This is a genomic window from Tepidanaerobacter acetatoxydans Re1 (genome assembly GCF_000328765.2).
Lineage (GTDB): Bacteria > Bacillota > Thermosediminibacteria > Thermosediminibacterales > Tepidanaerobacteraceae > Tepidanaerobacter > Tepidanaerobacter acetatoxydans.
Genome location: NC_019954.2, coordinates 642,673 through 668,494, shown reverse-complemented (window position 1 = coordinate 668,494; position 25,822 = coordinate 642,673). Strand labels below are relative to the sequence as shown.

Here is a 25,822-nt window from a genome sequence, read left to right as displayed (position 1 = left end):
CAATGAAATTAAGTAATGTCAGCAATTTCCGCTAATTTTAATTAATTATTTCGTTATGTAATTATTGCAAGTTCCATTCCAACACTTCTGGTAGGTTTTGTTTCTTAAAACAAAAGCTCCAAAATTATATTTTTTGCTTCCTTTGAACTGCGGGAAACCTGCAGGCTTGGTACAAATTTAGGATTCTGAAATAATTTATATAAATTTAAAACAATATCTTTCGATTGCTCATTTACCGCCAGCATGAAAACTAAATCAACCGCATTTCCTTCCAACCATTCTACGGGTTCTTTTAATATAGCTATGGCTATAGCAGGTTTTATGACATTTTCGGGGTTTCCGTGGGGTATAGCATATTTCCCTTCTATTAATGTAGGACCCATAATCTCTCTCTTATACACGTCAAGCAGGAAGCCTTCTTTTACATATCCGCCTTTGACTAAAATCTTGGCAAGTCCATCTAATGCTTCGTTCTTAGTCTTGTAATCAGGCTCAATCTCTATAAGTTCTTCATGAATTGCAGAAGCTAAGGGTAACTTAACAATAGGATCATTTATTGGGCTTTCTTGAGGTAATACATTTCCAATTATATTTTTTAATTTTCCTACTGCGTTTCCATTTACTATTTCCTCCACCGGGATAAAGGGTATAAAATCATCTTGGGGATTAATGCTACCGACAATTGCTGCCACATCATATTCTGATTTGAGCCTCTCTATTTTTTTTGATATATCTTCATCTCCCGCAATCCCTACAGGAATAATTTCTACTTCTTTTTCAATACCTGGCAACATCTTTTCTATAAGTCTTTTTATTTTTACAGCAGTTCCTTCTCCTGTGATGCACAAGGTTATGATAGCCCGTTTATCTTTTGCAGCGATATCAGAAGGTATAAATCTTCCAAGGCCTATTTTATCCTTATCAATGATTTCCACAATTTCGTCCAGCTGAGAATCCGGTAAAATCGCCCTCCTTACTGCCTCCAACACCATAACTGTATCGACTCTGCCGACGGTTTTTGTAGGAATGCCTGTTTTTTTAGTAATTATCTCATCAAAGGTTATCAGCGAGCCCATGTCTACCAGCAGTAGAACGCCTTTGCCTTCATCAACTTTTTTTACTGCTTCAATGGTTCGTTGAAGAGCTGATTCAGGTTTTTCGTCTAAAGACATTTCTATTCCAACGGCATGGTTTACGCCTAGCAGACGGTTTGCAACATCTGCCATTCCTTGAGCCACCCTACCGTGAGAAAGGACAACAACCCCTACTCTTCCCTTTTTAATATCAATAGGTTTTGTAATCGTTCTAAGATACATGGCTATAAATCCAATCTCATCAGGAGGCAATTTATATCCTGATAATGCTTCAATATGTCTTACCATTTCACCAGCTATACTGTATTCCAACTTATATTCACTTTTGATTCTATCCAGTCGAGGGTTAACAATAGGTTTCCCAAGCTCAATTCTTTCAAGGGTTGCACTCAAGTGTATGGCAAGACAGTAAAATAGTTGATCGTCCGTTTTTCCTAACCGCCTCTCGGCTATTCTTGTGACTTTTTCAGCCATCTCAACGACATTTTGCCCCACTATACCTACCAAGTCCTGTTTTGCAAGAGTTTGATGGCTGGTTTCCACTTGCCTTATTAATTGCTGAAATTTAATTTCTAGTTCTCCACCAATCACCCTGTTTATTACATCCTGTTTTAAGCCCTGTTTTTCAAGTTCTTGAAATCTTTCCTCAATATACTGGTAAATTTCACGAGGTAATGCATAAAGGTTTTCTTTAGGCCCGACTTTAATATCTATTTGGCCAGGTATTGCCAATAAATCCCCTTTTAGAAAATTTTCAGCCTCGGGCTTGCGATTTTCTATTTTAAGAAGGCCTCTTCGGACATGAGCCGGTAAATCTGTTAAATCAACTTCTATATAATCTTTTTGGCCGCCTACATAAGTTAGAAAGCTTCGTGCACACGCAACTTGAACATCGCTTCTCAATTGCCCTATATTTCCCGGGCAGTCATACAGCAGTAAAGCCCTTAGCGCCTCTTGGGTTACTTTAACTTTAACTCCTATTCTATTGGCTTCTTCATTGAAAAAATTCCGTAATATACTGTATCTTTCATCAAGAGGCCTTCCGGAAAGTGGAGGAAGCTCAATAGTCATCGGTATCCTTCGGCGAAAGGTTAAAAGAAGTGCAGATTCTATATCTTCGGTAGTAGCTGCAATGATTAAGACATTTGCGGTACGTTCCGCTTCAGTTTCTCCCATGCGTCGAAATTTCCCCTTATCCATCAAGTAGTACAGCAGCTCCTGGCCTTCAGGAGGCAGCCTGTGGACTTCATCCAAAAACAGAATACCTCCATCGGCTTTTTCAACCAATCCCTCTTTTGCCTCAGCAGCTCCGGTATAGGATCCCTTTGCATGGCCAAAGAGCTGTGATAAGAGAAGCTGCGGATTTTCTGCGTAATCTGCACAATTAAAAATAACAAAAGGTGCTTTATCTGGGAGAACTCCGACTTCAATAGCATAATCATACATAGCCTCAGCCAGATTGCTCTTGCCGACTCCAGTAGCCCCTAAAATTAGAGTGTGAAGGCCGCGTGGTGGGTATAATATGGCAGCCTTAGCTTGCTGAATCTGTGGTTTTAAGCTTCCATCAAAACCGACTATGCTTCTGAAAGCAGTTAGTTCCTCAGGGCATTTTGGCATATTTTGAAAATTTCTGTTTATCTTTTGTCTTACATCATCCGAATATTGAGCTCGGCCAATTTCTTTCGGAGCAGTTTCAGCCGCATCCCTTTCAATCTCATCCCTTGTTTGAGATACAAGAAATCTTGATACATCAAAACCCCTATCTTGGATTATCTTTGTAAGCTGCCTGTTGGATATATTGCTGCTTTTTGAGAGTATTTCCTTTATTTCTTGAGTAAGATAGGGTTTCCGTCGCTCTCTCGAGTCCGGGATATTTAGTTCGCCCCTTAAAACAGTGACTGCATCCCTTCGTAAATTTAAAATTTCAGCTAATTGTTCATCGGTATATGGATTTTTCTTGTCTTCGGTTTTAATAAGATTTTTAAGTTTCTCTTTCACAAATTCATCACCTTTCAAAAAGCTTATTAAAGCTACTCCTTTTTAGTTTGATTAATGCATCAGATATTTTGTTTCAGTTGTTGACATTTGCTAGTTGGACTTTAATAATCGTAATCTTATTTCTATACACAATTTATGCAACATTCATGCCGAAATGTTTGAAGATTTTGTAGTTAGTTACTGCAGTCAGCTTTGAGATTATTCAGCATACTTCTATCTAACATTATATGCCGCAAAATCTACCACTCGTATTATTTGCCGAGTAATTAATTTGATGCGAACAATTGCTAACTTTTGAGCAAGCTTTTTTGTCTTTAAACGAGTTTTAGAACATCAGATACTTTATATAGAGACATCAAAGTTTCATTTTGACTTTAATCTTTCCGTTGAAAATAAAAAAAACCTCACATAGAGGTTCTTTCTAAGAAACTTAATATGTAAGGCATAGATATTATATTTAATTTAACAGACGCAGTATCAAGGCTTTTATGCATTTAAAATAACTTAAATTGGTTTAATCCTAAAATCATCTTATTTTAGTGTTATCAACCATTTTTTAGGCTTGTAAGCAGCTCCTGTGGCATGAACTGGGTTTGGTTTATTGCCAATAAGTGGTAATATAGAAATGCTACTTCTTCCACATATATTGCATTGAGCAATGCTTTTTCCACGCTTTCACCGGCAGCCAATACACCATGATATTTCAAAAGGCACACATCCGAATCCTTTAAGGCATGGACTATGCTTTCGGCAAGTTCTTGACTGCCGGGTGGCGCATATTCAGCCACTTTTACGGCATTTCCACCATAATGAATCGCTTCAACCGTCACCGGCAATATTTCTTTCCCCATACATGCAAATAAAGTTGCATACCTTGAATGGGAGTGAGCTATACCAAGAGCTTCAGGTTTTATATTGTAAGTATTTATATGCATTGAAACCTCTATAGAAGGTTTATAAGGAGCATCCACAATGTTGCCATTCATATCTACCACCGCTATCATATCCGCCGTAAGTTCTTCTCTGGATATGCCTGATGGAGTAATGTAAACCAAGTCATTATTTCGATCGATTGTGCTAAAATTACCGGACTTGTATTGGCATAAACCCATCTGTTCGGCTTTTTTAGCTGTGCGAACAACTTCTTGTTTGAATTCTCTGTCCTTCAATTTTTCTCCTCCATTTTTGAGTATTTTCGCACTGAAAATTAATTTTTAGATGCTCGTTTCTGCTTGAGCATTTGAAATCATTTCTTCAAATTGTTGTTCATCTAAAATTTTTACACCTAACTCTAGTGCTTTATTGTATTTAGAGCCCGGATCTTTTCCTACCACTACATAATCCGTCTTTTTACTGACACTGCCGGTAACTTTGCCGCCTAAATTTTCAATAAGCTCTTGGGCCTTGGAGCGACTGTATTTTTCTAAAGCTCCTGTCAAGACAAACGTGAGATTTTCCAAGGGTTTAGGACCGATTTCTTCTTTTGCATATAGCATATTTACTCCGGCTTCTTTTAATCGCGTTATTAATGCTTTTGTTTGTTCCTGTTTGAAAAAGGCGATTATGCTTTCTGCCATCTTATCCCCGATTTCAGGTATTTTTATGAGTTCCTCATAAGTGGCATTCTGCAGTCTGTCCATGCTTTTAAACTCTTGAGCAAGAGTCAGGCTGGCTTTAGAACCGATAAGCGGTATGCCCAACGCATATACTAATCTGTTTAGTGGCTGTTTTTTGCTGTTTTCGATTGCTTTGATAAGATTATTTGCTGATTTTTCGCCCATTCTTTCCAGTGGTATCAATGCTTCTTTTTTAAGAAAATATATATCTGAAACATCCTTAATAAGGTTTTCCGATAAAAGCAGGGATACAATCGCAGGCCCTAATCCCCTTATATCCATGGCATCTCTTGAGGCAAAGTGGATTATCCTCCGTCTTATTTGTGCAGGACATGACACTCCGGTACAGCGATATGCCACTTCGCCTGGAAGTCTGATAACTTCAGAGCCGCATTCCGGGCAGCGATGAGGCATCTTAAATTCTTTTTCATTACCTGTCCGCTTTTCTTTAATCACTGCAACAACTTCCGGAATAATATCTCCTGCTTTTTGTACAATGACGCTGTCGCCAATATGAATATCTTTTTCTTTTATATAATCCTCGTTGTGAAGTGTCGCTCTGCTAACGGTAGAACCTGCTATCTGAACAGGAGTTAAAACGGCATTTGGAGTTAAAACCCCTGTTCTTCCCACACTTACAACTATGTCTTCGATAACTGAAATTTTTTGTTCTGCAGGAAATTTATAAGCAATAGCCCAGCGAGGGGTTTTGGCAGTAGAACCCAATATTTTTTGAAAATGAAGTGAATTTACCTTTATTACCATTCCGTCAATTTCATAGGGCAGTGAGTGCCTTTTTTCTTTCCAGCTCATGCAATAATCTATCACATCATCAAAGTTATTAAATGACTTTATATGTGGATTTACCTTAAATCCGCAAGCTTTATAAAATTCGAGCACTTCTAAATGTGTATTAAACTCAATTCCTTCTACATACCCCAATGCATACATAAAGGTAGACAGAGGTCTTTTTGCAGTAATTTTCGAGTCAAGCTGTCTTATAGAGCCGGCAGCAGCATTGCGCGGGTTTGCAAATGTAGGAAGTCCCATTTCCTCCCGCTCTTCATTTAGCTTTTTAAATCCTTCCTTAGACAGATATATTTCTCCGCGAACCTCTATTACCATGGGAATCTTATCCTTTTGTATATTCAAGCGCAGTGGAACACTTTTAATTGTTTTTACATTTTGGGTTACATCTTCACCTACTACACCATCACCTCGTGTAGCAGCCGTAACCAATAAACCATTTTCATAAGTGAGTGAAACAGCCAGGCCATCAATTTTAAGTTCTACGACGTATTCTACCTGATTCCCAACATTTTCTGTAACACGGCGGTTAAAATCTCTGAGTTCTTCCTCACTAAAAGCATCGGCAAGGCTTATCATGGGTTCTCGATGAGTAACCTTTTTAAAGGCTTCCAGCGGTTCGCCGCCTACACGTTGGGAAGGTGAGTCAGGTGTTATAAGCTGTGGGAACTGACTTTCAAGGGAAATCAATTCTCTCATCAATTTATCATATTCAGCATCTGTAATTTCCGGGTTATCCAGCACATAGTAGCGATAATTATGGTAATCAATTGATTCTCTCAGTTCTTTTATGCGGTTTTCGGCCTGAACTATGTCCAAAAGTCTCACCCTTTCATTTTCACATTTTGTTTTTTATTATTTTGGAATTGTTATTGTTAAAATTTCTGTAAAAATGCTTTGCTAAATTGCATTTGATTCTGCCATAGAAACCTTATTCATTAAATTTATGGTCAGTATAAGTTGCACTTTATTATAATTTGAACAGTATGCTGTTATTTTTAGGTGAAAATTGACTTTTTAAAATATGAAAATTATATTTTTACTATGGGAGCGTACTTTAATATCAGATGCTTTTCACCTACTGAAGGGAAGTTTATGGATATTTGAGCATCCTCATCAATGCCGTCTATATCTGTAACAATACCTTCGCCCCACTTAGAGTGTTTTATATGGTCACCGGGCCTAATGGGGCCAATTTGTTCGTTATTCTCCGGGGGAGATTCTGTATTGTCTTTAAGAACTTTAGTTTCGGATGATCGAGTATTTATATTATTTTTTGTATCACCTGATGATTCTATTAGATATTCTGGAGAAATCTCATTTAAGAACCTTGAAGACATATAATATGATGTATTTCCATAAAGGCTTCTTTGCCAGGCTCTTGTAAGATAAAGTTTTTTTCGAGCCCTTGTAATGCCTACATAACACAGTCTTCGCTCTTCCTCCAACTGATTATCATCTAAAAGCGACCTGGAATGCGGAAAAATACCCTCATCCATCCCCGATAGAAATACTATCGGAAATTCCAATCCTTTGGCGCTGTGCAAAGTCATCAATACAACGGCCTGTTCCATTTCTTGCATGTCATCCACATCCGATACCAAAGCCAATTCCGTAAGAAAATCTTCAAGTCCCAGGTCTGATGACCTTTGTTCAAATTCTTTAGCCGCACCTATCATTTCCTGAAGGTTCTCTATTCGGCTCAAAGCCTCGGTTGTATTTTCGTTTACCAATTCATCCATATACCCGGTTTCTTCAAGAATATGATTCATTAAGTCCGGTATAGCTATTGTCTTTGACATACGTATAAAATCTTCCATCATTAGGCGAAACTTTTGCAGTTTGTTTTTAAGTGATGGGGAAAGTGATAGCTGGTCTATATTTGTTATTATGTCAAAAACGCTTTTATTCCCTTCTTCAGCTGCTGCCTTCAGCTTGTTTACCGTAGCATCCCCTATGCCTCTTCTCGGAACATTTATTATTCTCATAAGGCTTACATCATCAGACGGATTAGCTATAACTCGTACATAAGCCAAAATATCCTTTATTTCCTTGCGCTGGTAAAACCTTAGACCTCCAATTATCTTATATGGAATACCAGTTTTTACCATAGCTTCTTCCAATGCTCTTGACTGTGCATTAGTCCTGTAGAGTACAGCCACATCTCCATAGTTTATACCCTCTCTGAAGACTAATTCATTAATTTCCCGGGCAATAAAATACGCTTCCTGATGTTCATCCTCCAGAGTAACCAAAGTTATTTTATCACCTTGTCCATTATTAGTCCAAAGCGTCTTCTTCTTACGGCCAAAATTATGGTCAATAACTTCATTGGCGGCGTTTAATATGGTTTGAGTTGAGCGGTAATTTTGCTCAAGACGTATTACCGTAGCATCAGGAAAATCTTTTTCAAACTCTAATATATTTCGAATGTCAGCACCTCTGAAACTATATATACTTTGATCATCATCACCTACTACACATAAATTTCGGTGTTTTGCCGCCATCATTCGTATAAGCTCATACTGGGCTATATTAGTATCTTGATACTCATCTACAAGAATATATGGAAAACGATTTTGGTAGTAAGAAAGCACAGAAGGAAATGTCTTGAACAGTTCTACAGTCTTCATGATAATATCATCAAAATCCAATGCATTATTTTCCTTTAAGCGCTTTTGATATAGAGCATAGATTTGTGCCATAGTCTTTTCGCGAACATCTTTAGCATTGTCAAGACATTTTTCAGGCACAAGAAGACGGTCTTTTGCCCTGCCTATATAGTTTAAAACTGCAGTCGGAGCAAACTTTTTGTCATCAATATTTAAGGTTTTAAGGCAATCTTTCATTAGAACCTGTTGGTCTTGCGTATCAAATATTATAAAATTTCTATTGTAACCCAATTTGTCAATATCCATGCGTAAAAATCTTACACAAGCAGAATGGAATGTGCTGACAAACATGTCCTCGATTTCGGGAAGCAATTGCTTTATTCTGTCTTTCATCTCTCGTGCTGCTTTATTGGTAAAAGTAATTGCTATTATATTTTTAGGGTTTACATTTTTGTCTCTTATCAAATAGGCAATGCGGTATGTCAGAACTCGAGTTTTGCCGCTGCCTGCCCCTGCAAGTACAAGCAGCGGACCGGATGGATGTGTGACAGCTTTTTTCTGCTGTGGATTTAAATCATCTAAAAAATTCATTGAAAACCTCCCTGACACAAAAGAAGCGTGGAGACCACGCTAATCTTATTGTTGCTTTGTCTTTTCAAGTCTCTCTAAAATTATATTATAGCCATTTGAGCCATAATGTAAAAACCTCTTTACTCTACTTATTGTAGCAGTACTGGCTCCCGTAGCTTGAGCAATATCGGTATACGTCCGACCTTCTTTTAACATCTCGGCCACCTGCAACCGTTGAGCCATTGCCTGCACTTCTCCTATAGTACATATGTCTTCAAAAAAACGATAGCACTCTTCTCTGTTCTCCAAAAGTAATATGGCATCAAAAAGTCTCTCTATATAAGGGTCTTTTATTTTTTTAAGTTCCATGCCGCATACCTCCTTGCACAAGCTGCACTTATCCTGCTTGCTTTTAAGCGCTAATACCCATATTTCGTACTATCGGCTATTGGGCTAATTCTTTTAAAACATAGGTATAAATTCTCAAATTCTTTAAGAGATTATCTATTTCGATATACTCATCTTTTTGATGAGCCAAATCCGGGTCACCCGGAAAATTGGGGCCAAAAGCTACGCAATTATCAAACATTCTCGCATAAGTGCCGCCTCCAATAGACAAACAATAAGCTTTCTCTCCGGTGATTTTTTCGTAAGCCAATTTAAGCTTTTGTATCAAGATATTATCTTCCGGAACATAATGGGGTTTATTGTCATAAATATCTACAATATCTATATAATCAGGGGTATTCTTCCTAATTTGGCTTATGACCTGATCACTGCTATATCTGATGGGATAACGTATATTTACGGTAACGATAGCTCTGTTTTGATCAAACTCCACAATACCTACATTGAGACTAAGAAGACCTGATATATCGTCCTCGAAATCAATGCCAAAAGCTTTTCCAGTATTATCCAAGCCAATCATGCTATTTAAAAATTCAATAAACTTATATTGAGTACCAATGAGTTTTATCTTCCCAAGAAACTTTACCAGCAGCATAGCTGCATTTTTACCCTTTTGGGGTCTACTGGCATGTGCAGATACTCCATATGACTTTACTATGATTTCATTATCATGCTGCTCTATCTTAAAATCTCCCGGTATTTCATCTTTATAATTTTCAGCTATACTTTTAATTTCCCCTATATCACCTAAAAGATGTGCTTCTGCATAATCGGGAACCATATTGGGACGATGCCCACCTTTAAATGATACTATTTTCACACCGCTTTTTCCTTCTTCGTTCGCAAATGAATTAGTAAATGAAAATGTAAGTATTCCTTTCTCACCATTGATAATTGGATAATTAGCATCGGGTGAAAAACCCATGGTCAACCTTTCATCATGTTTTAGATAATATTTCATGCATTCACAGCCGCTCTCTTCATCAGTGCCAAAAATAACTCGAACTCTCTTGTTTAACTTAATTCCTGAATCTTTTAAAGATTTTAGTGCAAATAATGCTGCCATGGCAGGACCTTTGTCATCTATCGCACCTCTTCCGTATATTTTACCATCATGAATTTCACCACCATAAGGCGGATAAGTCCAGCCACTGCCTTCAGGAACTACATCAAGATGTACTAAAATCCCAATTAGCTCATCACCCTCCCCCCACTCTGCCCAGCCTGCATAATTTTCCAGATTTTTTGTTTTAAGGCCAAAACTTTCAGCTAGATTTAAAGCATATTGCAAAGCCATGGCAGGACCTCCCCCGAAAGGCATGCCTGGTAAGGGAGAACTCTTAACGCTCTTGATTTTTAAAATCTCACGCGTAGCTTCCAGTAAATCATTCTCATTGGATTTAATGAACTTCTCTATATCCATATTTATATGTTCCTCCAATTCTCAAATAGGATATTCATTTAAAATATTATATTCAACTTTTAAATCTCAAATCCTTTTTTCCTGGTGAATAATTGGGGGCGGTTCCAAGATATTCATTCACGAATATTTTGGAACCGCCCCCACAATCTTTCAGTCCTTCTACAGTCCCTAATTATTCACCAGTTTTTAATCAACGACTTCAACTGTTATACCGTTTTTTTCTACTGCGTTTATCAAAGGATTTATAACTTCACCGCTTTTTTGAATTTCAAAAGCCGAACGTAAAGATTTCCCAACTATTATATGAGTAATTTTATTATTCTTAGAAAAGTCTGCAAGGGTATCATAGACCTCTTCTCCTGAAAGTATAGAAACAGTCCCTCCCAAGTTTTTAGCTAACTCAAACAGCTCCAGTAAAATCTTGTGTTCTTTTAACTCCCTATTTAGAGCCTGTTTTTTATTTACATATATTACTACAAACTGGCCGTCTATCTCTCTTGCCCTAGCAGCACCTCTTTTTATCAATCTCTCGCAACTTTTTTGGGGTGTTACACAGACCATAATTCTGTGCTGCACTTCAGGGTCAAAAACGACCATCATGGCAAATCTCCTCTCTTGTCTTTGTGACTATTCTTTTTTATTATATATGAAATAATAGGTTTTCGCAATGCAAGTTGATTGCAATATGCATTTTTATACTATTCTATGTTTGAATATCTGCACTTTATTCGTCAAATTAAGATAGGGGCGATTAATCAAATCTTCAAATTCGCCCCTAATAACTACTATTACTTCATATTTACTTATATGCTTCTATTTCAAAATCTAGAATAAGCCTTATACCAGGTGTCGCTAAATTCCATCCTGTTATTCTATATAGTCCAGGCCTGACAATCATGCTATCCACCCTTTGGTCCCACACCTCACGATAAATCTTTTCCTCACCAGGTTGCATTCTGTCGTTAGTAACAACCTGCATAAAAACTTTATCTTTTGACCACTGCCATATTAATCTATCTCCACTAGTTACCCTAAAGTCGACTTTTTGTGATGTCCTGTAAGTAAGAGTCAGCGGAACCGTTAATATGTTTTTCTTCTTAAGACGTATTACAATTGGCTCTTTAATTTTATATATGCTTTTATTAAGTGAAAATGTAAATTCAATTCCATCAAAAGTTCGCTTAACAACCGGCCTTTCAGTTGGTGGAGTGGGTATTGGTGGAGTGGGTATTGGTGGAGTTGGCGTTGGTGGTGTTGGTGTTGGTGGACAAGGTGGGCACGGTGGGCATGGCGGGCATGATGGATACTCTGGTGGTGTAGATGGGGCAGTTGAACCTGATACCGGAATTAATAATACTTGCCCAACAATGATTAAATCAGGATCCACTAAATTATTTGCTGTCATAATAGCTTCTACTGTGGTGCCATATCTGGCGGCCAATAATGTCAGCGTATCTCCCTTACGCACTATATATCTAATCACGATTGCATCCCTCCTAACATATAATAGGCACAATGGTAGAACTAATAAGTAATCTAATATATGCTATGTATAAAGTTTTATAATTGTGAAATTTTTTATTGTGTTTTAGGTTTACTTAAGCGAAAAGAGGCTACTATATAGCAGCCTCTTGCAAGTAAGAAAGGTTTTTTCTGCAATTGCGGTTTACATTCTTCGATATGTGATTTAGACAGTGTTGCTTTTAACTTCATGTTTGAAGGAGAACAGTGCATGCTCTATAACTTCTTCAATGCGATCAACAGCAATTATATTAATATCAAAGGTTTTAAAAATATCTTGCCAGTTTTCCTTTGGAATTATTACAGTCTTTGCGCCAGAACTTCTTGCAGCCTCTATCTTTGGTAATATGCCCCCAACAGGCTTCACATAACCACGCACCGATAATTCCCCGGTCATTGCAACATAATTATCAACGGGAATATTCTTTATTGATGAATAAACAGAAGCAGCTATAGTTACCCCCGCTGAAGGACCATCCATCGGTATCCCGCCGGGAAAATTTAGATGTATATCATAATCTCGCGGATCTAATCCCAAATACTTTCTGAGTACAGTCATTACATTATCCACAGAGCCGCGAGCAGTACCTTTCCTTTTTAGCCGTTGAGCATTTCCTACCATTTCTTCTTCGTCTACCACACCTGTAACCAGCAAAGTCCCTTGCCCTTTTTCGGTTTTTATAGCAGTTGACTCTATCTCCAAAAGAATTCCCATATTGGGTCCATATACGGCAAGGCCATTAGCTAGACCAACTAGAGGCACCGGATTTATCTTTTTTTCTAATCTGGGAGAATACTGGCCGCTATTTATTACCCATTCCACATCGCGTGCTTCGATTCGTTTTCTGTTTTCAGTCGTTGCCAATCCTGCTGCCATCTGTATAATATTTACCGATTCTCTGCCGTTATTGGCATATTTTTTTATAATATTCACCGATAATTCATCAATGTCAAATTCTATTTTATTTGCCGCATTCCTTATAATTATATCAATATCATCCGGTGACAGAGGTTTAAAAAATATCTCAAGGCAGCGTGAGCGTATGGCCGGTGGTATTTCTTCCGGTTTCCTGGTTGTAGCGCCTATTAATCTAAAATCGGCCGGCAGGCCTTTTTCAAAGATTTCGCGGATATGCAAAGGTATATTTGTATCCTCACTGCTGTAATATGCACTCTCCAAGAACACCTTACGGTCCTCTAGCACCTTTAAAAGTTTATTCATTTGAATCGGATGAAGTTCTCCTATTTCATCAATAAATAAAACTCCCCCATGGGCTTTTGTCACCGCACCGGGCTTAGGTTGTGGTATTCCGGCAACTCCAAGCGGCCCTGCACCCTGATATATTGGATCGTGCACCGATCCAATAAGCGGGTCGGCAATTCCTCTTTCATCAAACCTGGCAATAGTCGCATCTACCTCAATAAACTTTGCTTCAGGACCAAATGGAGAACCGCGAGTTTTCTTTGCTTCCTCAAGCACAAGCCGTGCAGCAGCAGTTTTGCCTATACCCGGCGGACCATATAATATAACATGTTGGGGATTTGGACCGCACAGCGCTGCTCGTAAAGCCTTTAAACCATCAGCCTGACCAACAATTTCGTTGAAAGAAGACGGCCTGGTTTTTTCTGCCAAGGGCTCTGTAAGTGAAATTTGTCTCATTTTTTGTAATTTTTCAATTTCTTTCTTAGACTCCTTGTTAACCGCAATCTTACTTCCTTGCTGTCCTTTTAACAAATTTAAAAAGTAAAGCCCGATAACAATAGCAAAAAATATTTGAATCATGCTTAAAATATTTACTGTTACATTCATTTGGTAGTTCCTCCCTTGACAACTTTCAACATCTAAATAGCCACTGTCTATATTATTTATTATTAACAGTTTTTTTATAACCATATTTTTTAAAAATAAAAAAGAGCAGTTCCAAAATATTTATCTAAAAATAAATATTTTGGAACTGCTTCCTATTATTTACTATGCTAAACTTTTACGCTATTACTTCTTTCTTCTTGCCTTTTTTTCGGTCCGATGTAACTATAATTGGCTCTTCACGATTTAACACTACTTCTTTGGTTATTACACATTTAGCAATATCATTTCTGTGCGGAAGTTCATACATAATATCCAACATTACTTCTTCCAGTATAGCTCTTAAACCTCGAGCTCCTGTCTTTCGCCGTATTGCCTCTTGAGCAATAACCATAAGGGCATCATCTGTAAATTCCAATTGGGAATTGTCCATTTCGAATAGTTTTTGATATTGTTTTACCAATGCATTCTTAGGTTCTTTCAGTATTTTTATAAGAGCATTTTCATCAAGAGCAGATAGTGTTACAATCACAGGGAGTCGTCCGACAAATTCCGGTATCATACCATATTTTAGCAAGTCTTCAGGCATTAAATGTTTCAAAATTTCTCCTATGTTTTTTTGCTCTTGGCTCTGAATTTCAGCTTCAAAACCTATAGATTTTTTGCCTATTCGATTCTGAATAATATCCCCTATTCCTTCAAATGCTCCGCCGCAAATGAACAGGATATTTGTAGTATCAATCTGAATAAACTCCTGATGAGGATGTTTACGGCCGCCTTGCGGAGGAACACTGGCTACGGTGCCTTCCAGTATTTTAAGCAAAGCCTGTTGTACGCCCTCACCGGATACATCCCTTGTTATCGAAGGATTATCTGATTTTCGTGCTATTTTATCTATCTCATCGATGTAAACTATGCCTCTTTCTGCTTTTTCCACATCGTAATCAGCCGCTTGAATTAATTTTAGAAGAATGTTTTCTACATCTTCTCCTACATAGCCGGCCTCCGTTAACGAGGTAGCATCGGCTATTGCAAAAGGCACATTTAAAATCCTAGCAAGCGTTTGAGCCAGAAGAGTTTTTCCGCTTCCTGTAGGTCCAAGCATTACAATATTGCTTTTTTGTAATTCTACATCATCAATTTTATTTTGATAATTTATCCTCTTGTAATGATTATAAACTGCTACAGAAAGCGTTTTTTTGGCCTGTTCCTGGCCTACTACATACTGATCAAGAATATCTTTGATTTCATGAGGCTTAGGTATATCAGTAAAATCAATTTCCGCTTCTTCGCCAAATTCTTCTTCTATTATTTCGTTGCAAAGTTCAATACACTCATCACAAATATAAACGCCGGGGCCTGCTACTAATTTACGTACCTGATCCTGTGTTTTGCCACAAAAAGAACACTTAAGTTGACCTTTCTCATCAGTAAATTTAAACATATTGCCCACTCCTTTCCGGCTTTTACTTCCTCTTATGGATCACCTCATCAATTAAGCCATATTCAAGAGCTTCTTTTGATGACATAAAGTAATCCCTGTCTGTATCTTTCTCAATTTTTTCTATAGACTGCTTTGTATGATTTGCAAGAATCTCATTCAATAGTTCTCTTAAGCGAAGAATTTCCTTTGCATGTGTTTCAATATCAACAGCTTTTCCTTGCACTCCGCCCCAAGGCTGATGAATCATAATCCTTGAATTCGGTAGTGCATAGCGTTTACCTTCAGTTCCTGCCGCAAGGAGCACTGCTCCCATACTAGCCGCAAGCCCCATGCAAATAGTAGAAACATCGGGTTTAATATACTGCATGGTATCATAAATAGCTAGACCTGCTGTGACGGAACCGCCAGGACTATTGATATAAAGGCGAATATCTTTGTCAGGATCTTCCGATTCCAGGTAAAGCATTTGAGCTATGGCAAGACTCGCAACAGTATCATCGATAGATGTCCCTATAAAAATAATCCTTTCCTTCAGAAGTCTAGAATAAATATCATATGCTCTCTCACCACGGTTTGTTTGTTCCACCACTATAGGTACTAAACTCACCTTAAATAACCTCCTTGATTATACCGTTTTTTCACTATTATCGCTTTCATCATCAACAATGTCTGCCTCTTTTGCTTCTATTGTATCATCTTTTGTATTGTCTTTCACTTTCTCAATAATATTCGAGTTTTCAATAAGGAAATCAAAGATCTTTTCTGTCAAAACCAAGTCTTTAATACTCTCTTTATTCTCAGGGCTCAAACTCTTCTCATATTCTTCTAATGGCTTTTTATACATTTCTGCAAGTTCTTTGATTTTATTATCAAGCTCTTCATCTGTGACCGTAATGTTTTCTAACTTACCTATTTCTTCTAAAACTAAAGATGTTTTTACATTTCGTACAGCTACATCGTGATAACGATCTCTTAACTCTTGAAGCGTCATTCCTGTTGATTCCAGATATGTTGTTAAATCATAGCCTGTGCTCTGTTTTAGGTTAATTGCCAACTTTAACAATATATTATCAACTTCTTGATTTATCATTACTTCTGGAATGTCAACTTCCGCTTTTTCAATCAATTTGTCAATGATTGATGCCCTTAAAGAGTCTTCCGCGACAGATTTGGCTTCCAGTTGTAATTTATTTTTAATATCTTCCTTGAGTTCGGCTAAGGTATCAAACTCACTAACGTCTTTTGCAAAATCATCATCTAACGGCAGCAGTTCTTTTCTTTTGAGTTCTTTTAGTGTAACCGTAAAAACAGCATTTTTACCGGCTAATTCCTCAGCATTGTAATCTTCAGGGAAAGTAACTGATATGTCCTTTGTTTCACCCGGCATCATTCCAATAACCTGTTCCTCAAAACCTTTTATAAACATGCCGGAACCTAATTGCAGGGGATAGTTCTCTGCCTTACCGCCCTCAAATGGTTCGTTATCTATAGAACCCTCAAAATCGATAATGGCAATATCTCCTTCTGCCGCTTTATCTTCTACTGCCACTAACCTTGCATTTTTTTCCTGCATTATCAGTAATTGTTTCTCAACTTCATCTTCTGTTACATTATGCACAACTTTTTCTACTTCTAAACCTTTGTATTCCTCAATTTTTACTTCGGGCTTAACAACAACTTCAGCTGAAGCTAGCAAAGGTTTACCTGTTTCAATCTGCTGAACATCAAATTTAGGCTGATCGACCGGTTGAAGTTTATATTCCTCTACTCCCTTTTGGTAGACTTCAGGTAACAGAATTTGCATTGCCTCTTCATAAAAAACCTCAGGACCATAGTGCATCTCAATAAGTTTTCTAGGTGCCTTACCTCTCCGAAAGCCGGGAATAGCAAAACGTTTAACATTTTTTTTGTATGCCTGCTGTATTGCTTTTTCCAACTGTTCGGCATCTACCTCAAAATTTAGATATGCAGTATTTTTTTCTATCTTTTCCAGATTGACCTTCATCATGCTCCTCCTTGCAATTACCATTGATACGATTTCATCCTCATCGATGCAATTATATTATAGCATAAAAAAATTATGCAATCCAAGAATAATTTCTAATAAAACAACACCTCGGCATGGACCGAGGTATGAAATCCAATAACTATTTCAATATGAAATGGTAATGGTGCGGGCAAGAGGATTTGAACCTCCATGGGATTAATCCACCAGATCCTAAGTCTGGCGCGTCTGCCAGTTCCGCCATGCCCGCATGGTGGGTCATGGAGGACTCGAACCTCCGACACCCTGATTAAAAGTCAGGTGCTCTGCCGCCTGAGCTAATGACCCTTGGCTGGGGCGGCAGGATTCGAACCTACGATGCAGGAGCCAAAGTCCTGTGCCTTACCGCTTGGCTACGCCCCACTAACTTATCAGATGTTAGATACCGGGCGTCAGAAAAATTCTAACCTCAGATTTTCGGCATCCAACTTCTAATTTATTTTATATTATGGGGTGGATAGTGGGACTCGAACCCACGGCCTCCAGAGCCACAATCTGGCGCTCTAACCAACTGAGCTATACCCACCATATAAACTTTATATGGCGCGCCCGAGAGGATTCGAACCTCTGGCCTACGGATTAGAAGTCCGTTGCTCTATCCAGCTGAGCTACGGGCGCTTGGAGCGGGAAACGGGATTCGAACCCGCGACATTCAGCTTGGAAGGCTGACGCTCTAGCCAACTGAGCTATTCCCGCATGGTCGGGGCAGAGGGATTCGAACCCCCGACCCCATGGTCCCAAACCATGTGCGCTACCAAACTGCGCTATGCCCCGACATTTTCAAAGACAATGTATAGTATACATTAAATAGTTTTTTGAGTCAAGATTATTTTAACATAACTCTTTCAGTATTTCAAACATGTTTTTTTAACAGTTTACATCTAATTATATTGTATTGACATATGCTTTAATAGTGCCATCAATGATTTCCAAAATTCCATAGGTTCCCGGGCCGCCTTTTTTAGGCAAAGCCGTGCTGCCGGGATTAAAGAATAATATATTATCAATATATGCATTTTCAGGTAAATGAGTATGGCCGAAAATAACTATATCTGCTGAAATTTGTCGTGCTCGAGTAAGAAGTTCCTTATACCCATACTTTACCCTATAGGTATGTCCATGTGTTAAAAAGATTCTTTTCCCTTGAAGTTCTAAAATCTTTTCAGTAGGTTCAATGGCAAAAGGATCGCAATTTCCCGCTACACAAAATACCTTGTATTTTAATGTTTCAAGATAGCGAGCATCAGAGACTAAATCTCCCGCATGAATAATTATATCTATATCCTTCATATGTTTCAAAGCTTTTTCAGCAATGTTTCTCATCCCGTGAGTATCACTTAATACACCTATCTTCAAACTTTGCCTCCTATAACATATAAAGATGTTTTTTCATTTTTTCCAAGGCTTTTGCTCGATGGCTTATCCTATTTTTTTCATCAACAGAAATCTCAGAAAGGGTTCTTCCTAAATCAGGAACAAAAAAAACCGGATCATAGCCAAAACCCTCTATCCCGCAAGGTTTTAAGGTAATAAATCCTTCAAGTATCCCATGTTCTAAAAATATTTTACCGTCAGGAAAAGCAAGGGCTAAGCTGCACATAAATCGAGCCTGTCTTTTATCGAAAGGAACATTTTTTAATCTTTCAAGCAGTTTTTTTATGTTATCTTCATCGGTAGCGTGCTCACCGGCATACCGAGCTGTGAAAATTCCGGGTTCCCCTTTCAATGCATCTACCTCAAGGCCCGAATCATCTGCAAGTGCAGGTAAACCTGTTTCTTTAGCTGTAACACGCGCTTTTATGAGTGCATTTTCATCAAAAGATGCGCCTGTTTCTCTAATCTCTATATGAGGAAAGGCTTCCAATGATAAAAGTGTAAAGGAGATATCTCCTAGCATTTTTTTTAATTCTAAATACTTTCCTTTATTCTTTGTAGCAATAACTAAAGTTCCCATTTTGTTATTCCTTTTTTATTTTAAAGATCTAGCAGTAATTTCTTTTGTATGCATACCAGCTCAGATATCCCCTTAAAGGCAAGATCTATTAAATCATTCATATCTTGCCGTGTAAATGGAAAAGCCTCCCCGGTCCCCTGTATTTCAACTATCTGACCTTCATCGGTCATTACCAAGTTCATATCTACCTGTGCACGAGAATCTTCCTCAAACCTTAAATCCAACATTTTTTCCCCGTCTACAATTCCTGCACTTATGGCAGCCACATAGCTTTTAATGGGATTTGTTTCAATTTCTTTATTATCCTTAAGAGTTCTTATCGCATCACCTAAAGCAATAAAGGCTCCGGTTATTGAAGCTGTTCTTGTTCCTCCATCGGCTTGGATTACATCACAGTCCAACCAAATAGTCCTTTCACCCAGAGCTGAAAGATCCACAACTGATCTTAAGGCCCTTCCTATTAATCTCTGAATTTCCATCGTTCTACCACTGGGTCTTAGTGTTTCACGTATATTTCTCACTTCAGTAGCTCTAGGCAACATAGAATACTCGGCAGTAATCCATCCTTGGCCTTTTCCTCTTAAAAAAGGTGGAACTTTTTCATCCACCGTTGCCGTGCATACTACTTTCGTATCTCCGGCTTCAATAAGCACAGAACCCTCGGCATATTTATTAAAGTTTCTAGTGATAGTTATAGGCCTAATCTCATCATTGGCCCTTCCGTCTACTCTTGCCAAAAATTTTCATCCTCTCTTAGTAAACATTTGTATATAATAATTATTATGAATGTAATGTATGCAATAAATAATCAAATACTATTTGGATTGACATAAAGCGGCTTAAAAATAGGGGTTTCCAGAACTGTACCTTCAGGTAAAACACCGGCTCTGCCTTCCACTTGTATACTTACTAATTCAACACCCGGAAATTCGGAAACGGTCAACACCACCGAATTCACAACAGATTGCTCAGCTTCAATGCCGCCACCATATCCTTCAATTTCTTTGGAAAAATTAATTACGACTTCGCTGTCTTTTTGAATCACATCAAGTACCTTTGTATCTTTTGGCAGGGGCGACACAAGCGCATTATCGTCGGCGGGGCCTTTAATCAATTCTTCTAAGGCAGTTTTGATTTGATTCTGAGTCCTTGATACCATGCGGGTTACCGGAACAAAATAATCAAAATTTCCGCTGCTGCTTCCGGATTTAAAATATAAGGTCACCGGTATCATTTCTGCTGATGCAATCACTGATGCTTCAAGCGTTTCAAGATTTATGCCTTTTCGCTCAAGTGCTTTTATCTCATCACCATAGGGAGTTTTTTCCAATACTTTGCCATCAATCAATATCTGCACTTGTTCTATAGCAGGAAATTCTGTTAATGTATATACCACAGAATTAATGGCATTTTGCTCTGCCGTTCTATCTGAAAACTGTAAAAAATCAGCATTAAAATCCACCTTAGCCAAGCCATCGTTAATACTCATACCTAATACTCTTGTACCCTCAGGAAGTGTTGGCCTTAGCCCTTTTTCAGCCAGTTCTGCTCTCAACTCAGCATTGTCCACTAAGTTTTCCAGTGTAGCCTTCCCAATACCTTCCACCCAAGGTATATCTCGTGTTACAGGCACTAAAAAGTTATGCTCGTTCACAAAATAAAAAACTGTTCTTCGAAGATGAGATGCAGTCTGTTCAGGTTCTTTTTCAGTTTCCGTTACCTCTTTCTGAGGCTGCTCTCTCTTAAATAAATCACATCCCATTGTAAAGCTTGTAAGCAAAATAAATATAATCAGCCAATAAATTAACTTTTTCGGCATAAATAAACCCCCTCTTTTTTTAATCTAATTAATATATATTTTTTAAGAGGTTTTTTATGCCGGTAAAGGAAGATGATTTATTTATCTTTCATAGTTCGTTTAAAGTATCCCCCTTTACTTGCTCTGGTATCCATGATGGTAACAAAAGCTGTACTGTCGTTTTCTTCTATAACATTTAAAAGGTTATCCAGTTCTTTTCTTGGTAAAGATACAATCAAAACTTTCTTTGAACCCTCTTTACCCTTACCTTCCAAAACAGTTACTCCAAAACCCATATCTCTAATCAATGAGCAAAGGTTGTCTTGTTCCGTGATTATTTGCACAGTTGTAAGGCCTATGGCAAGCTTTTCTTCGATAAAACTTCCCATAACATTTCCTGTCGCAAATCCCAGAGCATATACCAGTAAATTTATCGGGTTATCTAAACCACTAACCACTCTATTTAAAGCCGTTATGTAGATTATAACTTCAAAAAAGCCGATACATCCGGCAATAAGGCCTTTCCCTCTGACTATCATCAAAGTCCTTAAAGTTGCCAAAGAAACATCAGAAACGCGAGCAATAAAGATTAGCAGATATCCCCCAAGCAGCGATAACAAAGCATATCCCTCCCGCTATTATTCCCATAATCCTGTTAAAAATCAAGGTTATCATATCAAAGTGTAAATTTTATGTCAATCGATTTTTCCGCTAAAATAATCAATTATTCCCTGACATATTCCTTCAGCAGCTTTTTGTCTAAAGTCATCAGTCATCAAAAGTGCAAAATCGTTTTCATTAGTCATAAAGCCTACTTCAACTAAAACCGACGGCATCTTTGTTTCCCTTGTAACAACAAGTCCTGGTCGTTCAACTATTCCTCTGTTATTTAGATTGATATAACTTACCACAGCTTTCTGCACTGCCTGTGCCAATAGTTTTTTCTCCGAATCCGGAAAATACAGGGTTTCAGTTCCCGATGCAGCGGTACTTGTTGCTGTGTTATTATGAATACTGACAAATAAATCAGCATTAATCTCGTTAGCTATACCGGCTCTAGCATATAAATCAACGAAAATATCACTGTCTCTTGTCATGTAAACTTTAGCACCATTATCTTCCAAAAGTTTTTGTAATTTTAAACCAATATCTAGGTTAATGTCTTTTTCTTTTACATTATTAACTACGGCACCAGGTTCACTGCCGCCATGGCCCGGATCAACTACTATGAGCTTTCCTTCGAGCGGTTTAAGGGAAGATTTATAGATTTCCAGTCTTACAAGAGACGAAGGAGGTGATGATAACATTTCACAGTTAACAAACGAGTTTAGATTAAAAACTATCTCAAGGTTATAGCTCCTAGTATCCTTTACTTTAACCAGTTCGATATATTCTATGACATCATCTGCTATTTTTATTATATTTTGATTAAGTAAATTCTCTCCAATTGCTACACCCGGCATTACAATCTTAAATTGCTTTTTACTTTTATCAGCTTCTAATTCGTAGCCTATCTTGCCATCTGCGGCAATTTCGACAAAAGTCGCATCACCCTCCCTCGTTATTTGTATATTCTCCACAGTGTGCACTTCGGAAAATATTACTGAAAAAACATTATCATCCCGAAATACTTGGTAGTTAATATCATCTTTTAAATCAAATACAACACGTACGGTATTTTCAGAAAACTGTCCAAAGCGGATATCGCTTACAAAATCATTTTTAGGAATTTCCAGCGGTGCTATTTCAGAAAGCTTAAGACCGTCTATATCCAACACTAACCTGTCAGGATTTGATAATAAGAAATAGTTCACGTCAGAAGCATTTGTCGCCTTAAGTTTAATTAGTAATTCATTTGGCTGACTTTCGATTGTTACATCCTCAAGGAAGTCATCAAAAGTCAGAAAAATGGTTTTTTTGTCCGATGAGCTATATATCCGCGAGGAAACCTCGGGCTTTAAGTCGAAAACAATCCTTGTTATAGCCGGTTCATTGGATATTTCACCTGCAACAGCCTTATCTAAGAAATCATCATCTATGTTTAAAGCATTTTTAAGGGTATCCAGATTCGCGGTTACATCAATTGCCAATTTATTGGCAATTTGTGTTTCGACTTCAGTATATTCTAACGGTCCATCGCCTTTTATTATTACTGATGGCTTGCCTTCTACTACTTCATAGGAAAAATCTATTATTTTTGCTCTGTTTCGGTTAATTATAACTCTTCTCAGATCATTATCCCACTTTACTTCTGCTCCTAGAGTTTCTCCTAAGAAACGCAGTGGAACCATAGTCCTGTTATTTATTATCGTGGCGGGAACATCTAAAAGAATTTCCTGCCCATTCACTAAGGCTTTTTTGTCATCAATTTTTAAAATAATTGTTTTCGTAGAAGTTATTATTTGAACAAGCCTATTGTCATTATCCCAGTAAACTTCTGCTCCAAGATTTTCAGAAATTACACGGGCAGGAGCTAAAGTCCGGTCATTTATAATCACCGGCGGTACGTCCGAATCGATTTTTGTATCATTTATGTAAATTTCAATGGGATTCAAAGCTGCCATTCCATAAGCAGGGATACACAGCATCGAGATAAAGATTACAGTTGCAGCGAATATTTTTTTTAACATTGTTCTGAAACCTCCTGTAGTAATTGCAACTTCTAACCTGTATTCATATATAATTATAACTTCGACCTTGTCTTGCAAAATCCTCTAGAAAAAGACAAGTGTAATGAAATTGTAAAATTTAAACACATCTTAAAAAATAAGAAGGGTTGTTCCAAAAGCTATAATTTGGAACAACCTTTGTTTGACTTTTACTAACGTTATTTTACTAAATTATACCATCTTTCAGGTTTTATGGGGGTTTTTATGCTTACATTACTCGTTACATAATCCATAGTCTTGCCATTAATTAGAAACTGCACTTTGTCAATACCATCAATGCTAGTCAATGTTCGGCTTACAGCTTCAATCGCAATCTCCGCATATTGAGCTTCGTTAATAAATTCAAGTAGATAATTTAAGTCTAAATCGACTTCAGCCATACCATCTGCAACACGAAGATTCTTGATTTCTATTTTCTTGGGAAAAATTTGCAAATTTTCTATATCGCCGGCACCTTCGCTCAAGTACTGCAATGCTGACTTAGCTTTATCTTCCGCTTTTGCTTTATCCGACTTTATCGTAACCGGAATTAAATACTTTTTATTTTCATCAGTATAATAAATTGTTAAGTACTTACTTACTTCATCAGGATTTCCTTTATCTTTTTCATATTCGTCAGGATTTAACAAATTTATGAACTGCGGTCTTTCCAACATTGTTGCATATGGTTTACCATCGACAGTAATATTTACATGAAAAATATTATCACATTCTGTTAATGTGTAAATAATCTGTTTTTTTGCCGTATCAGTTTTGCCACCTGCCAGAAATTCGCCGGAAACATCAATAGATACCGTATCGCCGCTAATCTCCAAACTATTTAATTTTATATTAGCAAGTTCATTTTCAAATCCTTCAGGAACAGTTTTCGAAAATAATAAATCGATAGCAGTGCTTACCTGAGTTATATAGTTATCGACATTGGTGTCTACGCTATAAGTAGCAGGCGTCAAAAGTCCTGACTTTATATAGTAGACCGAAACCATTTTTCCGGATGATATAGATGGAGTGGAATATGTTGAGTCTATAGGAGATGATTCAGCGTTACATCCTGCAAGTATAAATATAATAAACGTGATTAAAACCGCATGTAATAATCTCTTCAAGAAAATATCCCTCCCATAGTCCAGCCTTATTTTATTTTACCATAATGGGCTTTTTTTATCTACAGTCGGGAAATATTTTTCTTTTTTGTTTTAAAAGTCTTTCCTGAAGTTTGTCTTCATTTATACGGTAACTTAAAGTAAATAAACTATCTATCAAATGTACATTTTCTACTATTATATCATCTGTATCATCATCTGTTGTGATTTCTGCCGGTGTGAAATTCCATATCCCTCGAATGCAAGTTTTTGATAAAACCTCAACGACTTTTTCGGTTTTGTCTTTAGGTACTGTCAGTATTGCAATGTCTACATCATTTTCATTAATGAAATATTCCATATCTTCTACGGAATATATGGGAGTGTTGTTAATTTTACGACCTATTAAGTTGGGATTTGTATCGAAAATAGCAATAATGTCAAAGCCATGAGTTCTGAATTCGCTGTAGTTTGCCAAGGCCTGCCCTAGATTACCTGCTCCTACAAGTACCATTTTATGTAAAGTATTTAAACCTAAAATTTTAGAAATCTCTGTGTAAAGCTGTAATACATTGTATCCATAGCCCTGTTGACCGAATTCACCAAAATTGTTTAAATCTTGTCTTATTTGAGATGCGGTAAAGCCTAAAATCTTGCTGAGGTCTTGAGAAGAAACTCGCTCTACATTATTTTTGAGAAGATTCCCCAAACATTTATAGTATTTGGGCAGCCGTTTAATTACGGCCATGGATACTTTCTTTATCTCACCGGGTTGTTCCAAAATATCACCCCGCTTGTGATTATTTTAACATAAATATATCATATCACTTTTCCTCCCTACTTTTACAGCAAAAACATGAATAAGAAATCACTAAAACCTTGTAAGTTTAATACTTATAAGGAATATTTTTTGTCAAATTTTAATCCTTTTACTGTTATTCTATGTTATTCTATGATATAATATATATGGTGATG

Annotated in this window: 20 protein-coding genes and 7 tRNA genes; all 27 read right to left on the bottom strand. The window is 37.4% G+C overall.

Translation table 11 applies throughout. From position 1 onward, the window contains the following. Positions 1 to 104: 104 nt before the first annotated feature. Positions 105 to 3,092, bottom strand: a complete 2,988-nt coding sequence (locus tag TEPIRE1_RS03115) for a sigma 54-interacting transcriptional regulator (protein ID WP_015294993.1) — start codon at positions 3,090 to 3,092, stop codon at positions 105 to 107. 545 nt (positions 3,093 to 3,637) lie between these two features. After that, on the bottom strand, positions 3,638 to 4,261 hold the full coding sequence (locus TEPIRE1_RS03110) for a class II aldolase/adducin family protein (RefSeq protein WP_013777725.1): 624 nt from the start codon (positions 4,259 to 4,261) through the stop codon (positions 3,638 to 3,640). A gap of 45 nt (positions 4,262 to 4,306) precedes the next feature. Then, the gene (ligA, locus tag TEPIRE1_RS03105; RefSeq protein WP_013777724.1) at positions 4,307 to 6,334 is read right to left on the bottom strand and encodes an NAD-dependent DNA ligase LigA; all 2,028 of its coding nucleotides are present in this window, start codon (positions 6,332 to 6,334) and stop codon (positions 4,307 to 4,309) included. 212 nt (positions 6,335 to 6,546) lie between these two features. Then, positions 6,547 to 8,718 carry a DNA helicase PcrA gene (gene pcrA / locus TEPIRE1_RS03100; RefSeq protein WP_013777723.1) on the bottom strand — a complete coding sequence of 724 codons (2,172 nt, stop codon included), beginning with the start codon at positions 8,716 to 8,718 and terminating at the stop codon, positions 6,547 to 6,549. Positions 8,719 to 8,763: 45 nt separating this feature from the next. After that, complete coding sequence (locus TEPIRE1_RS03095; protein WP_013777722.1) at positions 8,764 to 9,066, bottom strand: YerC/YecD family TrpR-related protein; 303 nt, start codon at positions 9,064 to 9,066, stop codon at positions 8,764 to 8,766. A 76-nt stretch (positions 9,067 to 9,142) separates the two neighbouring features. Then, a complete protein-coding gene (pepV, locus tag TEPIRE1_RS03090) occupies positions 9,143 to 10,528 on the bottom strand; it encodes a dipeptidase PepV (RefSeq protein ID WP_013777721.1) in 1,386 nt (461 codons plus the stop codon). A 186-nt stretch (positions 10,529 to 10,714) separates the two neighbouring features. Further along, positions 10,715 to 11,128, bottom strand: a complete 414-nt coding sequence (locus tag TEPIRE1_RS03085; protein WP_013777720.1) for an adenine nucleotide alpha hydrolase family protein — start codon at positions 11,126 to 11,128, stop codon at positions 10,715 to 10,717. 199 nt (positions 11,129 to 11,327) lie between these two features. Then, positions 11,328 to 12,011, bottom strand: coding sequence for a BsuPI-related putative proteinase inhibitor (locus TEPIRE1_RS03080; protein WP_013777719.1), 684 nt, complete (start codon positions 12,009 to 12,011; stop codon positions 11,328 to 11,330). 204 nt (positions 12,012 to 12,215) lie between these two features. Continuing rightward, positions 12,216 to 13,859, bottom strand: a complete 1,644-nt coding sequence (lonB, locus tag TEPIRE1_RS03075; RefSeq protein WP_013777718.1) for an ATP-dependent protease LonB — start codon at positions 13,857 to 13,859, stop codon at positions 12,216 to 12,218. Positions 13,860 to 14,034: 175 nt separating this feature from the next. Then, entirely contained in the window at positions 14,035 to 15,300 is a 1,266-nt protein-coding gene (gene clpX, locus TEPIRE1_RS03070) for an ATP-dependent Clp protease ATP-binding subunit ClpX (protein ID WP_013777717.1), read from the bottom strand. Positions 15,301 to 15,322: 22 nt separating this feature from the next. Further along, positions 15,323 to 15,907 carry an ATP-dependent Clp endopeptidase proteolytic subunit ClpP gene (gene clpP, locus TEPIRE1_RS03065; RefSeq protein ID WP_013777716.1) on the bottom strand — a complete coding sequence of 195 codons (585 nt, stop codon included), beginning with the start codon at positions 15,905 to 15,907 and terminating at the stop codon, positions 15,323 to 15,325. A gap of 18 nt (positions 15,908 to 15,925) precedes the next feature. After that, the gene (gene tig, locus TEPIRE1_RS03060; protein WP_013777715.1) at positions 15,926 to 17,305 is read right to left on the bottom strand and encodes a trigger factor; all 1,380 of its coding nucleotides are present in this window, start codon (positions 17,303 to 17,305) and stop codon (positions 15,926 to 15,928) included. 164 nt (positions 17,306 to 17,469) lie between these two features. Next, positions 17,470 to 17,555 (bottom strand) — tRNA-Leu (locus TEPIRE1_RS03055). 1 nt (position 17,556) lies between these two features. Then, positions 17,557 to 17,632: transfer RNA gene (locus tag TEPIRE1_RS03050), tRNA-Lys, on the bottom strand. Position 17,633: 1 nt separating this feature from the next. Further along, a tRNA-Gln gene (locus tag TEPIRE1_RS03045) sits at positions 17,634 to 17,707 on the bottom strand. A gap of 86 nt (positions 17,708 to 17,793) precedes the next feature. Then, positions 17,794 to 17,870, bottom strand: a tRNA-His gene (locus tag TEPIRE1_RS03040). Between the two features lie 15 nt (positions 17,871 to 17,885). Continuing rightward, positions 17,886 to 17,962 (bottom strand) — tRNA-Arg (locus tag TEPIRE1_RS03035). Position 17,963: 1 nt separating this feature from the next. Next, positions 17,964 to 18,040, bottom strand: a tRNA-Gly gene (locus TEPIRE1_RS03030). Position 18,041: 1 nt separating this feature from the next. Beyond that, positions 18,042 to 18,118: transfer RNA gene (locus TEPIRE1_RS03025), tRNA-Pro, on the bottom strand. Between the two features lie 111 nt (positions 18,119 to 18,229). Further along, positions 18,230 to 18,700, bottom strand: coding sequence for a metallophosphoesterase (locus TEPIRE1_RS03020; RefSeq protein WP_013777714.1), 471 nt, complete (start codon positions 18,698 to 18,700; stop codon positions 18,230 to 18,232). 10 nt (positions 18,701 to 18,710) lie between these two features. Further along, on the bottom strand, positions 18,711 to 19,298 hold the full coding sequence (locus tag TEPIRE1_RS03015; protein ID WP_013777713.1) for an XTP/dITP diphosphatase: 588 nt from the start codon (positions 19,296 to 19,298) through the stop codon (positions 18,711 to 18,713). A 20-nt stretch (positions 19,299 to 19,318) separates the two neighbouring features. Next, the gene (rph, locus tag TEPIRE1_RS03010) at positions 19,319 to 20,035 is read right to left on the bottom strand and encodes a ribonuclease PH (protein WP_013777712.1); all 717 of its coding nucleotides are present in this window, start codon (positions 20,033 to 20,035) and stop codon (positions 19,319 to 19,321) included. 71 nt (positions 20,036 to 20,106) lie between these two features. Next, complete coding sequence (locus tag TEPIRE1_RS03005) at positions 20,107 to 21,117, bottom strand: GerMN domain-containing protein (RefSeq protein WP_013777711.1); 1,011 nt, start codon at positions 21,115 to 21,117, stop codon at positions 20,107 to 20,109. A gap of 77 nt (positions 21,118 to 21,194) precedes the next feature. Further along, positions 21,195 to 21,716 carry a DUF2179 domain-containing protein gene (locus TEPIRE1_RS03000; protein ID WP_013777710.1) on the bottom strand — a complete coding sequence of 174 codons (522 nt, stop codon included), beginning with the start codon at positions 21,714 to 21,716 and terminating at the stop codon, positions 21,195 to 21,197. A gap of 75 nt (positions 21,717 to 21,791) precedes the next feature. After that, positions 21,792 to 23,726: an N-acetylmuramoyl-L-alanine amidase family protein gene (locus TEPIRE1_RS02995; RefSeq protein WP_013777709.1), complete on the bottom strand. Its 1,935-nt coding sequence runs from the start codon at positions 23,724 to 23,726 to the stop codon at positions 21,792 to 21,794. Positions 23,727 to 23,923: 197 nt separating this feature from the next. Next, complete coding sequence (locus TEPIRE1_RS02990) at positions 23,924 to 24,871, bottom strand: GerMN domain-containing protein (RefSeq protein ID WP_013777708.1); 948 nt, start codon at positions 24,869 to 24,871, stop codon at positions 23,924 to 23,926. Positions 24,872 to 24,926: 55 nt separating this feature from the next. Further along, entirely contained in the window at positions 24,927 to 25,628 is a 702-nt protein-coding gene (locus tag TEPIRE1_RS02985; RefSeq protein ID WP_013777707.1) for a redox-sensing transcriptional repressor Rex, read from the bottom strand. Positions 25,629 to 25,822 lie beyond the last annotated feature (194 nt).

Coding starts and splice junctions, on each gene's coding strand:
- lonB (WP_013777718.1), bottom strand. CDS start 13,859: ATGAATGTAACAGTAAATATTTTAAGCATGATTCAAATATTTTTTGCT.
- TEPIRE1_RS03015 (WP_013777713.1), bottom strand. CDS start 19,298: ATGGGAACTTTAGTTATTGCTACAAAGAATAAAGGAAAGTATTTAGAA.
- pcrA (WP_013777723.1), bottom strand. CDS start 8,718: ATGAATTTTTTAGATGATTTAAATCCACAGCAGAAAAAAGCTGTCACA.
- tig (WP_013777715.1), bottom strand. CDS start 17,305: ATGAAGGTCAATCTGGAAAAGATAGAAAAAAATACTGCATATCTAAAT.
- pepV (WP_013777721.1), bottom strand. CDS start 10,528: ATGGATATAGAGAAGTTCATTAAATCCAATGAGAATGATTTACTGGAA.
- TEPIRE1_RS03085 (WP_013777720.1), bottom strand. CDS start 11,128: ATGATGGTCGTTTTTGACCCTGAAGTGCAGCACAGAATTATGGTCTGT.
- TEPIRE1_RS03005 (WP_013777711.1), bottom strand. CDS start 21,117: ATGCCGAAAAAGTTAATTTATTGGCTGATTATATTTATTTTGCTTACA.
- clpX (WP_013777717.1), bottom strand. CDS start 15,300: ATGTTTAAATTTACTGATGAGAAAGGTCAACTTAAGTGTTCTTTTTGT.
- TEPIRE1_RS02995 (WP_013777709.1), bottom strand. CDS start 23,726: ATGTTAAAAAAAATATTCGCTGCAACTGTAATCTTTATCTCGATGCTG.
- TEPIRE1_RS03095 (WP_013777722.1), bottom strand. CDS start 9,066: ATGGAACTTAAAAAAATAAAAGACCCTTATATAGAGAGACTTTTTGAT.